At 64.0% G+C, this 13,843-nt stretch carries 10 protein-coding genes; 1 reads left to right on the top strand and 9 read right to left on the bottom strand.

Annotation, left to right across the window (positions count from 1 at the left end; translation table 11 throughout):
- Positions 1-3: 3 nt before the first annotated feature.
- From BGI01S_RS15825 to BGI01S_RS15865, 9 genes are read right to left on the bottom strand one after another with little or no spacing between them, the layout of a single operon-like run.
- The gene (locus BGI01S_RS15825; protein WP_042326753.1) at positions 4-852 is read right to left on the bottom strand and encodes a type II secretion system F family protein; all 849 of its coding nucleotides are present in this window, start codon (positions 850-852) and stop codon (positions 4-6) included.
- Between the two features lie 10 nt (positions 853-862).
- A complete protein-coding gene (locus BGI01S_RS15830) occupies positions 863-2,935 on the bottom strand; it encodes an ATPase, T2SS/T4P/T4SS family (RefSeq protein ID WP_042326754.1) in 2,073 nt (690 codons plus the stop codon).
- Between the two features lie 21 nt (positions 2,936-2,956).
- Positions 2,957-4,795 (bottom strand): type II and III secretion system protein family protein, encoded by a 1,839-nt coding sequence (locus tag BGI01S_RS15835; protein ID WP_042326756.1) that lies wholly within the window; start codon positions 4,793-4,795, stop codon positions 2,957-2,959.
- A gap of 30 nt (positions 4,796-4,825) precedes the next feature.
- The gene (gene cpaB, locus BGI01S_RS15840) at positions 4,826-5,911 is read right to left on the bottom strand and encodes a Flp pilus assembly protein CpaB (RefSeq protein ID WP_042326757.1); all 1,086 of its coding nucleotides are present in this window, start codon (positions 5,909-5,911) and stop codon (positions 4,826-4,828) included.
- A 20-nt stretch (positions 5,912-5,931) separates the two neighbouring features.
- Positions 5,932-6,138 (bottom strand): hypothetical protein, encoded by a 207-nt coding sequence (locus tag BGI01S_RS15845; RefSeq protein WP_042326759.1) that lies wholly within the window; start codon positions 6,136-6,138, stop codon positions 5,932-5,934.
- A 1-nt stretch (position 6,139) separates the two neighbouring features.
- Positions 6,140-6,853 (bottom strand): hypothetical protein, encoded by a 714-nt coding sequence (locus BGI01S_RS15850; RefSeq protein ID WP_042326760.1) that lies wholly within the window; start codon positions 6,851-6,853, stop codon positions 6,140-6,142.
- Positions 6,850-7,734 carry a hypothetical protein gene (locus BGI01S_RS15855; RefSeq protein WP_042326761.1) on the bottom strand — a complete coding sequence of 295 codons (885 nt, stop codon included), beginning with the start codon at positions 7,732-7,734 and terminating at the stop codon, positions 6,850-6,852. The genes BGI01S_RS15850 and BGI01S_RS15855 overlap by 4 nt, the downstream gene beginning before the upstream one ends.
- Positions 7,731-9,281, bottom strand: coding sequence for a pilus assembly protein TadG-related protein (locus BGI01S_RS15860; protein ID WP_042326764.1), 1,551 nt, complete (start codon positions 9,279-9,281; stop codon positions 7,731-7,733). Before BGI01S_RS15860 ends, BGI01S_RS15855 begins: the two co-directional genes overlap by 4 nt.
- Positions 9,282-9,306: 25 nt before the next feature.
- On the bottom strand, positions 9,307-9,582 hold the full coding sequence (locus tag BGI01S_RS15865) for a Flp family type IVb pilin (protein ID WP_042326766.1): 276 nt from the start codon (positions 9,580-9,582) through the stop codon (positions 9,307-9,309).
- Between the two features lie 755 nt (positions 9,583-10,337).
- Here BGI01S_RS15865 and BGI01S_RS15870 point away from each other — a divergent pair.
- Positions 10,338-13,843 (top strand): ESPR-type extended signal peptide-containing protein (locus BGI01S_RS15870; RefSeq protein ID WP_042326875.1); only part of this gene is annotated, 3,506 nt, incomplete at its 3' end.

Consider the following 13,843-nt stretch of genomic DNA (forward strand, 5'->3'; position numbering starts at 1 on the left):
GGTTCACACGTCGATGTGGGTGATTTTCTTGATCGAGACATAGCCGAGGAACTCCATCACACCGATCACCGCGAGCGTGGCCCAGCCGACCGGTTCCCCGAAGAGTGGCGCCATCGCCTTCGGCTCCATGTAACGCAGCACCAGCATCAGAAAAAGCGGCAGACAGGTCATCACGATGCCCTGCATGCGGCCTTGCGAGGTCAGTGCCCTGATCTTGCCTTCCATCTGCAGCTTCTCGCGCAACGTACGCGCGACCGACTCCAGCGACTCCGCAAGATTGCCGCCGACTTCGCGCGAGATCGTGACGGCCGCGGTCATCATCAGAAAGTCGGGGATCGGGATGCGCTTCTCGACGTTACGCATTGCGATGTCGAGATCGATGCCCAAGCGGATTTCCCGCATCAGCAGATCGAACTCCTGCGAGATCGGCGCGGCGGTTTCGTGCACCACGGCTTCGAGCGCGCTCGGAAAGCTCGCGCCCGCGCGCAGCGCGCCGGACATCATCAGCAGCGCATCGGGCAGTTGCGTTTCGAGCGTTTCGAGCCGCTTGCGACGCATTCGCGCGAGATACCGCTTCGGCACGGCCATCGCGATCGGCACGGACGCGAGCGCGAGCAACAGGCTGCGTGTCAGCAGAAAGACCGCGATCGGCAAGCCGATCATGATCACGAGGCTCCAGGCGGCCGCCTTCTGCCGGTTCACGAACACGAAGGCATCCGCGAGCGACGACTCGATCTCGCCCGCCATCTGCCGCGTGCCGGCCCGGAGCGTGACCGTCCCCGTGCGAGCGATCAGGAAGATCAACGCAACGCAGCCGACGAACACCAGCGCGAGAACTACGGAGAGCGTCATGGCCGGCCTCTCAGTTGACGCGCGTGAAGATGTCGGTATTCACGGAAATGCGCCGGCGAATCAGATCCTGATAAAAATCGGGAATGTAGGCCGTGGGCACGAACTCGCCGCGAATCTTGCCGTCCTCGCCGAAGCCGTCTTCCTTGAAGACGAACACATCTTGCAGCGTGATCACGCCCGACTCCATGCCGCTCACTTCTGTCACATGCGTGACGCGGCGCGAGCCGCAGGAAAAACGCGATTGCTGCACGATCAGATCGACCGCCGAGCTGATCTGCTCGCGGATCGCCTGCACCGGCAGATCGAGGCCGGTCATCAGCGTCATCACTTCGAGACGCGCGATGCAGTCGCGCGGCGTGTTGGCGTGCAGCGTGGTCAGCGAGCCGTCGTGGCCGGTGTTCATCGCTTGCAGCATGTCGAGCGCCTCGCCGCCGCGGCACTCGCCGACCACGATCCGGTCGGGCCGCATCCGCAGGCAGTTTTTCACCAGATCGCGGATGTGGATCGCGCCTTTGCCTTCCATGTTCGCGGGCCGCGCTTCGAGCGACACGAGGTTCGGTTGCGACAGTTGCAGTTCCGCCGCGTCTTCGACGGTAACGATGCGCTCGTCGTCGGGAATGTAGTTCGACAGCACGTTTAGCAGCGTCGTCTTGCCCGAGCCGGTGCCGCCGGAGATGATGATGTTGGCGCCCTGCTCGACGGCGGTGTGCAGAAATTCGAGCATGTCCGGCGATACGGAGCCAAAGCTGATCAGGTCCTCGCCTTTCAGCTTGCGCCGCAGGAACTTGCGGATCGTGATGCTCGGCCCCTTCAGCGCGAGCGGCGGGATCACGGCGTTCACGCGCGAGCCGTCGGCGAGGCGCGCGTCGACCATCGGCGAGCTTTCGTCGATGCGGCGGCCGATCGGCGCGACGATGCGCTCGATCGCGCCGAGCACCGCGCGGTCGTCGGTGAAGATGACCGGCGAGCGTCTCAGGCGGCCGTTCTGCTCGACGAAAATCTCGTTGTGGCAATTGACCATGATTTCCGACACGCTCGGATCGGCGATCAGTTCTTCGAGCGGCCCGAGCCCGATGATTTCATCGAACACACTCTTCTTCAGCGTGTCGAGCGGGACATCGGCCGTGTGGAAGCTGCGGTCGTAATTGAGGATGTCGTCGAGCGCGGCGCTGACGGTCTTGCGCAGTTCGTCCTCCTCCATGCGCGCGACGTTCAGACGCCGCAGGTCGAGCGCGGCGATCACTTTCATGTGCGCCTGCTTGCGCAGTTCGATGCCGAGCGGGCTGTTGATCGGCGCGACGGGCAGCTCGACGGCGGCGGTTCGTTTGACGTGCGACGAGGGCGTGCGTAGACGCGCGTCGGGCGCCGGGTGGGGACGGGCGCTGGGTGTAACGTCGTAGGCCGAGGGGAAGCGTTGCGCGGCGGTGGTGGCAGTTGGTGCGGACGCGGTCTGTGCGGCGACCGCAACTGAAGCCGACGCGGTTCGTGCGGCGGCGAGCGGGTCCGGCGAGTTGGTCTGCGCGAGCGCGGAAGCGCGGGCGATGAACGAGGGCTCGCTGTGCGTGGACGCGTGAGCCTGAGCTAACTGCACTGGCTGCGCACGATGCATGGGCGGAGCGTGTTCCATAGCTTGCGGCGCGGCGTATGCGGTCTGCAACGCCGGGGCGTCGGCGTGCGGTGCGTGGTGCTGTGGCGCGTGTGTGTGCTGTGCCGATTGCGTCTGCTGCGGTGTCTGCTGTTGCGCCATCTGCCGCATCTGCTGGAGCGGCTGCAGCGATACGACCGGCGCCGTCGCGACGGCGCGGACGATCTTGATCGTCGTCATGCCGACCTCGATCTGGTCCGCCTCGGTCAGCGGACCATAACGCGTGATCGGCGTGCCGTTGACCAGCGTAGCCGCGATGCCGCCCTGGTCCTCGATGTAGTACGCGTTGTTTTCCCGAACGATGCGCGCCTGTAGCTTGCCAATCAGCATCCCTCTGACGACGATGTCGCAACTCGCACTCTTGCCGATCGTGCAGCCCAGTTCGATCTGCAAGGTCTGCATCGGCGCGTTGCGCGTGTGTATCTGAAGATTGAGCATGAGATTCTCTGACTGCGCCGATCAGTTGGCCGAGTTGCCGAGCACGCCGACTTGTTGCGGCGGGACCTTGCCGTTCGAAGCCGGCAGCGCCGGATCGCGCGGCGTGCTCGACGCAGCCGGCGGACGTTGCGCGGCGTTCAGCATGCGCAGCGCCTCCGCGACGCCTTCCGGCGGCGTGCTGGTGACGGGTGCAGGCGGTGCGGCGGGGGCCGGCGTGGGCGCATCCGTGTGCGCGACTGTTCGCGTCCATGCCGACGCCGAAGGGGATGGACGAGATACAGCACGTTCCGACACGTGCGCCTGCGGTGCAACGCGATCTGAACTCCGTGGCTCGAATTGCGCGTGATCGGAGACGGGCGCCGGAGACACAGTACGACCCGCGTCCTGCGCCTGAGGCGGCAACGCACGCTGCGCCGAAGCCGGCGTCTGCGTTTGCTCCACTGCAGGCGTGCTGCGCAACGGCGTCGGAAGCAACGCGGGCGTGGTCGTGATCGGCTGACGCGGCGCAATCTTATGCGCGGCCTTTTCCTCATCCGCGACCAGCGGTTCGGGATTGCCATACTCCTTGCGGAAGGCCTGATCCACCCGGTCGGCGCGCGTCAGCAAATTCGTGTTGGGCTCCAACTCCGGATCGGAGAGGATCGGCGTGACGAAAATGACCAGGTCGCTCTTCTTTGCGCGGAACGCGTCCGAGCGGAACAACTGGCCGATGATCGGCAACTGCCCGAGGAACGGCATGCCGTTGGAATTGGTGGCCACGTCCGCGCTGATGAGGCCGGAAATCGCGAGCGTTTCGCCCGCTCGCATCGAAATATCCGAACTCGTGTTGCGGGTCAGGAAGCCCGGCATGCCGCCGTATGTCACCGTCGGGTCGATCTGGCTGATCTCGGTGGTCAGATGCGCGGAGATGATGTTGTTCGCGTCGACCACCGGCACGATGTTCAGCTTGATCCCGTAGTCCTTGTACTGGACGTTGGTGGTGCCCAGCGCGCCCGATTGCGGAATCGGCACCTGGCCGCCAGCGAGAAAGCTCGCCGTGCCGCCGCTCTTCGTGTTCAACTCGGGCGCGGCGAGAATGAACGCGTCGCCATTGCTGACGGCAAAGTTGATCTGCGACGTGATGTTCGACGCGATGCCCGCGAGGAAGTAGCTCGTGCCCGCAGTGGCGGCTTTCGCGGCACCGGTCGCGACGCTCGCGGCGCCGCCGACCTGCGGTCCGTTGAACGCGCTGTCCCACGCAATGCCGAGGTTCCTCTGCCCGTTGCGCGTGACCTCCATGATCTGCACCTTGAAGTGGACCGTTTTCTTCAGCGCGTCTCCTTCGTCGACCTTGGTGGTGTCGATCACGTTCTTCATGTCCTGCGTGGCGGATTTGACGATCGGCACCATGTCCCGATGCACGACCCCGGACAGGACGATATTCGAGCCGATCGCATCGATCTGCAGCCCCGGCACCGACTTCAGCACCGCGCGCAACTGCTGCACCGACGCGTTCACCTCCGCTTTGGCGATGCGCACCGTGGTTTGCAGCGCGATGCCTTTCTCGTTCCAGACCACCAGTGACGTGATGCCGTCCCGTTCGCCGAGCAGCATCAGGCTGCCGTCGACCACATTCGCGGTGATCAGCTTGCCGTTGCCGATCGCGATGCGTTTGATCGCGCCCGGGATGTGGAGAATGCGCACTTCGCCGCTGAACATTTCGAGCACGCGCGTACTTGCGGACGCGTCGTCCGAGGCCGAGGCCATCGGATAGACGGCCTGAGCGAGTGCGGCCGGAGCCGCCTCGCAAAACACCACGGCGATGAGGACGGACGGCAGGATCCGGTGACGCAATCGCGCCGCATTGTGTTTGACTTTCATGGTGTGAAACCTGGGCTCGGTACTTGAGTTCTACTTGGACGTGCTGGGCGCAACGGTCTTCTGCAACTGTTGCGCGATGGCGTTGGCCTGCTCGTAAAGGCTCGGCTCGCGCTGCGCCGAAGCGGGCGCAGGCTGCCCTGCATCGGCGGGCGCGGCGGCGGCCGGCGTGTCGCGCGAGGGGGCCGGCGGCGCGCCCGGACTCACGAGCACGCTGCTATTCGAACTGCCGCCCGAAATCATTTCGACGACCTGGGGCGCCGGCCCTCCGCCGGTCCTCAACGTTCCGCGTGTCGGGTCGATGAACACGTCGCTTTCCTGCACCAGCGGCGGGCCGGCGTTGCCCTTGTCGTCGGCGTTGCGCAGAATCAGACGCAAGCCGCCGATCCTTTGCGCGAGCGCAATGCGCGCGACATCGTCGACCGGCACTTGCAGCGTGACCGTGGTGTACGCCACGCCTTGCTGCCGGCTCATCGCGCTGCCGTTGGCATTCGCCTGGTCCTGCTGCGCGGCTTCGCCCGCGTCGCGCGGCCGCATGTCCTGGTCGGTGGCGAGCACGAGCACGTTCGGCATCAGCAGTTGCGCGACTTTCTTGTCGTCGGACGCGTGATCTTCGCGGAACACCTTGCCGAGCCAGTACAGATCGACCCGGTTGCCCGGACGCAGCATCAGAGCAGTCGCGTTGACCGTATCGATTTCCACCGTCAACGCGCGTTGGCCAGGCGGTAGCGCGTCCGAGAAGTCACGGCCGCGCAGCGCGTCGATGTCGCCGGCGCGTAGCGGCAGACCGCGCCGCACCGCCTTGACGAGATGCGCCGAGCGGTACTTTTCGAAGTCGTCCGGTCGGATCATGTCGTCATAGACCATGTCTTTCGGAATCTCGCGGGACACGAATTCGCTGCTCGTCAACGGCGTGCCGACGGGCACGTCGTGCGCCGGCACGACCACCTGCACGCCGGCGCGCACGGTTTGCGCGGCGAGGTCCGCCTTGAGCTTGGCCTCGCGGTCGTTCAGGTACTTGTAGAGCAGGAACGTGAGACCACCTGCGACCAGAACCGCAAGGAACAGCAGCACCCAGGAATTCGCGAGCAGCGAGCGGAGGTTTATTTTCTTGAGCATGGACGATTGACCGTCGCCGGTCAGGGAAGCGATAGGGTGAAGCTGTAAGCGCTGAAAAACGACTTGAAGCCGGCGATGAGCGCGGTGAGCGGCGTGACGGTGTCGCCGGTCTCCAGCAGCAGAATGCCGAGCAGCGCGGCGGTGACGACGAGGTATTCCGCGTACGCCTGACCGCGCTGCCGGTTCGGCCGCGTTGCAAAGAGAGGGGGACGTGCCCGTGGTTGCATCTCAGCGGTTCCTTATTGCATTGACGACCGCGACGGTCTTGCCGTCGCGATCCGAAAAACTGACGTCCACGCTCACGTTGCCGTGCTGCATCGCGAACGCCGTGCCTTGCGCGGCGGCGACGCTGGCGGAGCGATAGTCCGGCTGACGACCCACGCCGACCCAGCCGCGCAGCGCGAGACTGTTGCGATAACGCTGCGCATTCCAGCCCGCGTCGCCGGGGATGTCGATCAGCCACGTGCGTCCGGTCTGCCCCGGATCGCGGCTCTCCACGTCCGAGACCACCTTGCCGTCTTCCGGCAGCGGCACTGCGGAGTCCGGCAGGCGATGCGCGGGCTGGCCGACGCCGAGCCGGATCACGCTCATCAGCCCGCGCGTGTTGCCGCGTTGCGGTTGCGACGGGATGCTGAGCACGTAGAGGCATTCGTCGTCCAGCGCACTCAGCAGTAATCCTGACGAACTCGAACGGCCTTGCGCCGGTACGTCGGCGCGGCTCCAGAAATCGCGGAACGCCTTCGACACGTCCTCGCTCGTTCCCGCGAACTGCATGCCGATCACCGACGTCGGCACGCCGTTGACGGTCATGTCGCGCCCGATGGCCACCGTGCTTTGCGGCCGCACCGGCGTTTTGTTGCACGCGGCGTCGGCGACTGCGATGCCGGCGATCAGCGCGCCGGCGACGCAAGCGCCGCGCACGAGATGAGGGACGCGGCTCATTGGCTCAAACGGCTCGGTGGGACGACGTCGCGCTGAATGCGGCCGAATTCGAGCGTCGTGATTTCGGGTGCGTACTTTTGCAGCCCCAGATAGCCGCTGGATGGCACGAGCGTCGCATTCGCCGCCGGCACGGCCTGGCTGAACAGCCTTTCGTTGTTGATCGCGCCGTCCGGTACCCAGGTGTTGCTCAGCAGTACGTTGGTGTCGGAAAACGTCAGGCCGCTGAACGCGGGCAAGTCGCGATCTTTCGGCCAGAGCCGCTTCAACACCGCGCTGTTCTGCGCGACCGACATGCTGACGAAGCCGGATTGGAGCGTGCTGGTCGGCACGCTCAGGTGAGCGAGGTATGGCGCGCCGTCGGCAGTGGGAACGGACCACTGGGCTAGGGCGGTGCCGCTTTGCGCGCTGGCGGGATCGGCGGCTACGCTAGTGCCGACCGCGACGTCATCGGCCGACGCCAGCAGCGGATCGCCGCCGTAGTCTCTCCACATGGCCGGTTGGGACGCGGCCAACTGGGTTTGCTTGCGGTCCATGCTCGAGATAGGCGTAGCGTCGCCCGCCATCAGGCGCTGGATCACTTCGGCTTTGAGTTCGTCATCCGCCTTGCTCACGCTCAACGCGGCGCTGCCGTAGATGCTGGACCAGCCTTCGGTGGTGCTTCGATCGGCGGCGAGGTTCTTCTGCTCGTCGCCGTCCGTCCACACGGTGCGCTCCCATGCGACGTAGCGCGAACTCATCAGCGTGCGGTTGCGCATGTCGTTGAACTTGCCGAGCATGACGATCGCGAGCAGCAACACGCTCATGACCATGACCATGGAGACGAGGAATTCCGCCATCGCCTGACCTGATTGCGCGGTGGCTTTCGAATAGACTTGTTTCATTGCGTTTGACGCTCGGGATCGGGCTGCAACGCGACCGGGATCTGACTCAGCCGGGCCGCGGCGCGTTCGTCGGCGCTGACCGGCGCGAGCGCGGCCTGCCAGTACGGGCTGAACAGGCTCGGGTACTCGGTTTTTCGTTCGGTATCCTGATCGGCTCGCGCCCATTGATCGGCGTTCAGCAGGCCGCCGAGGATCGCGACGCCGAACGACGTCTCGTCCGGTCGCACGAAATACGCGTGCGCGCTCGACAGCGCGCGCATCGCGCCGCCCGCCGCATTGAATTCGACCTTCATGACGCCACCGCCTTGCAGGCCGACGGTCTTGATCAGCGTGTCGGTGTTGCGCGTCACTTCGATCGTGATGCGCGGCGCCTGTGCGGCGTACCGGACGCCGTTCACTTCCTGGTAGGGCAGCAGGCCGCCGTTCGCCGGGTCGAGCGGCGCGCCGGGGCCTTGGCTGAACTGTTCCGCCATCGAGCTCGGCACTCTGCCAGGGATGGTCGTGCCCGTGTAGCCGAAGTTGAAATAGCCGCCGTACCCCTCCCAGTCTTGCGATGCCACGAACGGCGGGTTTGTCATGAAGCTCGTGATGTTGCCGTTCGCGCTGCCGCCGTGGCCGGCGATGGATTCGAACGACCCGATGCAACTGACGGTGAGAAGCGCGGTGCTTGCATCGATGGATTGCCAACCGGCTTTATCGCTGCGCAGTTGCGTGCCGCCGTCGTGCGTGACGTTCACGGTGAACGTGCTGTTCGCGCCGCAGATCCTGTTCGCGCTGTCGTTCAGTTGCTGGAAGTTCGGCGCGACGCTGCGTACCGAGTCGCGATTCTTGACGAAGCGGTCGAGCGTGTCCGGGTCCGTCACCACGTCGGCAAAGTCGTCCTGGCCCGGGGTGCCGGCCGGCGTGACGGTGGCCGTGTACGCGGCCCACGCCGCTTTTTGCGCCGCATTGCGGTCGCTGTCGAAGTAGCCCTGGGTGACGCGTGTGTCGGGCTGATTGAGCTGCGCGATCGCGTCTGCCGTGGCGGGAACCGCGGTGAACACGGCCGTGTGATAGTTGGCCTGCGCCACGCTCAACGCGCGGTTGAGCCGGCCGATGTCGCTGGCGACGATGGGCAGCAGCGCGTCGAGCGCGGCGCGCACCGGCGCGATGTCGGCTTTGCCGATCTGTTTCGGCGTGCTCCATTGCGCAGGATGATCCGCCAGCGTGTTGACCGTGCTGTCGAGATTCGACAGCGAGTAGGTCGCGTCGAGTTCGTCGATCCATGATTTCAATGCGACCACCTGCGCGGCCGTGACCTGATTGGCGACCATCGCGCGGTTCGTGTACGCGGAGAAGTTGTAGTCGCGCGCCTGCAGCACGGCAACGCTGTAGGCAGCGGCGTCGGCCGTGTTCTGGAGTTTGATCTTGGCGCTGGTCATCTGGAACGAGTTGAACGCCACGTAAAGGCCGATGCAACCGACCAGAAGAAACAACAGTGCAGGGACCAGCGCCTGCCCGCTAGCGCTGGCGACCCTGGCCCTGCCCTTGCGGGCAGAGCGTTTCATGATGGATATCGCCAATCGGAGGGGATTACTTGTTGTTGTCCGCGTTATACGTACCCATGTTTTTCGTCTTGTCGGCGTTTGTCGTTGCCAGGTCTGCGTTGGTCTGCGCCGTGCTGATGTTGTCTTTTGCGTCCTTGCCGGACATTTCTTCCGCGAGGCCGGAGGTCTGATTCCGCAGCGTCTGACCGAATAGCGAATACACACCAATAGCTGACACGGCGATCAGCGCGACGATGATGATGTATTCCGTCATGCCTTGGCCGAGTTGCTTATTCTTGCGGCGAAGTTGTGAAAGTTTCATGGTTTGCTTTTAAAAAAGGTTAATCCAGAAAAAGCGGATGGCAGCTGGACACGGTTGTGCGGAATTTTGCCGTTGTCGGCAAAATCGGGATTAATGATTTATCTGCTAAAAACGCACGAGCAACAGTGTCGGGACGAAGTATAGGAATGTATCTGTCTTGCAAATTTGCGAAATTTCCGAATCTCAATGACGCAATTCCGCATACTGCGCAGTATATAAATTGTTAAGTTCTGGTTTGAACTTTTCATTGGCGCCGGAACGTGAGCAAGCTCACGCCCGGCCATTGCACTCATGGCGCAACGCGCGCGCGGGTCCCTCCATGCAAGGCGCTCGGACCGGCGGGTACGCCCGCCGCATAAGGCGGACGCGACACGGCTTCGATGTTTTCGGCACTGCGCGGCCAACGCCCGTTGCAACGCATTCGGTTTCGCTACTGGCTCACGGCTTCTGTTGCAAAGACGCCACGAGCCTTTACACAACATCACGATTTATTGCATGCGACGAAATCTCCCAGATTCAAGCTGGGTGGGCTTAATGTCGGTCGTTGCGATTTATCGCGTGCTCATGAAGATTAATCCTACATGATTTACGCATTCCCTGATTTTTATAGATAGAGCCGCCAGTTAAATTTGCAGCGCGTGAAAAACTTTGGGTCGAGCCTGCAATGTGTCGGCCAGTTTTTTTTGCGGGAAGCGTGGGTGCACGATTTCTCAAATCGAACTGCAAGCGGGGCTTGCCCTTTATTTAGGGAATATATGAATAAGACGTATATCAGCGTCTGGAATGACGTGTCCGGAACGTGGGTCGCTGCACCCGAGACTGCCAAGACGCATTGCGGAACGGGAACCGCATCTTCCGGGACGATCCTGTCCCGCACGGAGACAGCAAGCCGGCCGGCCACGCCGCTGAAGGCTGCGTTCATGCCGATCGCGATGGCGATCGGCGTGGCCATGCTGCCGGGCACGGCGGCAGCGCAGGCCACCGCCGGCAACGGCGGGCTGGAGCTGTGTCCGGGCGGCGTAGGTGGCGTGGGTTCTTCGTGGGGTCCGCTGTCGAGCTCGGTCGGCTTTCTGGATTGCAGTTCGACCGGCGAGAGTAGCGCCGGCATGTCGTTCTCGTTGAACAACTCGGCATCCGACGAGGGCGCATGGGGCTTCAACAGCAACAACATCACGGCTCGCGTCACCGGTTACGACGACGGCCGTCTCGAGCTCAAGGGCACGGGCGGCATCAGCATGCTCGACACCGTCAGCATGACGGACAACAAGATCACCGATCTGGCGGACGGCGACGTTTCGTCGTCGAGCGCGGACGCGGTGAACGGCAAGCAGCTTTATCAACGCACGCGCTACTTCAGCGCGAACTCCGCGTCGGCGGATGCATCGACGGATGCGCAGGCCACGGGGCTCAACTCGGTGGCGTCCGGACCGTCGGCACGGGCACTCGGGAACAATTCCGCCGCGTACGGCGCGGGCGCGATCGCGTTGGCGGCCAATTCGGTTGCGCTCGGCGCGGGCTCGCAGGCTACCCGTGACGACACGGTGTCGGTCGGCTACGTGTCCCCGGCCACCGGCATGAGCTACACGCGACAGATCACCAACGTGACCGCGGGTTCCGCGGCGACCGACGCGGTCAACGTTTCGCAGCTGGATGAAGCGATCCGCGGCGTGACCGGCGGTGTTGGCGGTATGGTCGAGAACGCGGTGACGTACAACACTTCCGCAGCCGACCTGATTACGCTCAAGGGTGCGGGCGGCACGAAGATCACGAACCTGTTGCCGGGCGACATCTCCAGCGCGCTGAGCATGGACGCCGTGAACGGTGCGCAGTTGTACCAGACGAACCAGGACGTGGCGAACGTCGCGGATAGTGTCGGCGTCGTGTCGAACAATCTTGCCAATGTGACGAACATCGTCAACAACATGGCGGCCAACGGCCTCGCGGGCTCGCCGCTGCTGGTGAAGTACGACTCGTCCGCTCAGGACCAGTTGACGCTCGGCGGTGTGGACAGGACGACCACGGTCAAGCTGACCAACGTAGCGCCTGGCGAACTTTCCGCCACGAGCACCGACGCGGTCAACGGCAACCAGTTGTACGAGACGAATCAGAACCTGGCGGGGCTCGCGGCCAACGTGGGCCAACTCGGGGACAGCCTTTACACGCGGGGCGTCAAGTATTTCCACGCCAAATCTTCATTGGCCGACTCGTCGGCGGATGGCACGGAGTCGGTGGCGATCGGCGGCGCAGCCGTCGCATCGGCAGCCAACTCGGTCGCGTTGGGCTCGAACTCCAGGGCGGATCGTGCGGACACGGTGTCGGTGGGCGCGACGGGTGCGGAGCGTCAGATCGTCAACGTGGCGGAAGGCACGCAAGATACCGACGCGGTCAACGTCGCGCAGTTGAATGCAGCTATCGCCGGTAGTTCAGGGACGGGTTCGCCCAACGCGGTGGTCTACGACTCGTCGGTGCACGACAAGCTCACGCTCGGCGGCTCGACGTCGAAGCCGCAGGTTCTCGTGACGAACCTGGCCGCCGGCCAGGTCGCGGCGGGCAGCACCGACGCAATGAACGGCGACCAGTTGTACAAGAGCGCCAGCGGTCTGGCTTCCGGGTTGGGTGCGGGCGCGTCGGTCAATTCGGACGGCACGATCAACGCGCCGAGCTACCTCGTCAGCGGCTCGACTTATGGCGACGTTGGTTCGGCACTGAATGCCGTCGACGGTCAGATCGACCAGATCAACACCAGCTTCGCGACCAACCTGAAGTACATCAAGATTGTGTCGAGTCAGCCGGGCGCGCAGGCAGGCGGTACCAACTCGATTGCGATTGGCGGCAACTCGATTGCGAACGGGGACAATTCGCTGGCAATCGGCTCAGGCGCCACCACGAACTTCTCCAATTCAATCGCGCTTGGCGTGAACTCCGTGGCGGATGAGGCCAATACGGTCTCCGTCGGCGCGAGGACGCAGGAAAAACGTATCACGAACGTCGCGAACGGTATCAATCTGACCGATGCGGCTACGGTGGGCCAACTGGACGCGCTCCAGGCTCAGCTGACGGCCTCCACGAGCGGCGGCGCGAAGTCGATGATGCAGACCCCGTCCGCGGTGCTGAGCTACATTGCGGTGAGTTCGAACACGACGCAGGGGACCATGACCACCGCGTCGGAAGATCTGAACGCGATGGCAATCGGCCCGGCGGCGGCGGCGACCGGACTCAGCGCACTGGCAGTCGGCGGGCGTGCTGCAGCGGGCAGTAACTTCAGTACGGCCGTCGGGTCGGGCGCGGGCGCGTTGTCGAACAATTCGACCGTAATCGGAGCGAGCGCAACGGTTGCCGCGACCTCGGACAACTCGGTGTCGATCGGTTACAACAGCCGCGCCGGTGGTGATAACAATGGTTCGTTCAACACGCTGGCGGTTGGCGCATATGCCAGTGCCATCAGTGCTGGTTCCGTCGCGATTGGCTATGGATCGATCGTCGCCGCGGGTGCTACCAACGGCATGGCGCTGGGTTTGAACTCCACGGTCACCAGCGCGAACGCAGTGGCGATCGGCTACGGCGCGGTTGCTAATCGTGCCAATGTGGTCTCGGTGGGTAACGCCACCAGGCAGAGCCAGATCATCAACGTGGCGGCGGGTACCAGCAGCACCGACGCAGTGAACGTCAGCCAGTTGTCGAGCATGGCTGCTGCGATCGGCGGCGGCGCAGCAGTCAACCCGGATGGCACGGTCAAGCGGCCGAGCTTCACGATCGGCGGCGAGACATACTCCGACGTCGGCTCGGCCCTCGCTGCTTCGGCGGGCAACTCGGTTCAGTACGACACGTCCGAGCACGCGAGCCTGACGCTGGGCGGTGTAGGCGCTACGGAGCCGGTCAAGTTGTCGAACGTGGCCAATGCGACGAGCAGCACGGACGCGGTGAACCTGTCGCAGTTGCAGTCGATGGGCATGACGGTCGACTCGAACGGCAACGTGGTGAACTCGTTCGTCGCCTATGACGATTCGACGAAGACCAAGCTCACGTTCGGCGGTGTAGGCGCTGCGGAGCCGGTCAAGTTGTCGAACGTGGCCAATGCGACGAGCAGCACGGACGCCGTGAACCTGTCGCAGTTGCAGTCGATGGGCATGACGGTCGACTCGAGCGGCAACGTGGTGAACTCGTTCGTCGCCTATGACGATTCGACGAAGACCAAGCTCACGCTGGGCGGTGTAGACGCGTCGGAGCCGGTCAAGTTGGCGAACGTGGCCAATGCGACGAA

Origin of the sequence: Paraburkholderia ginsengisoli NBRC 100965 (assembly GCF_000739735.1) — a bacterium.
GTDB classification, from domain to species: Bacteria; Pseudomonadota; Gammaproteobacteria; order Burkholderiales; family Burkholderiaceae; genus Paraburkholderia; species Paraburkholderia ginsengisoli.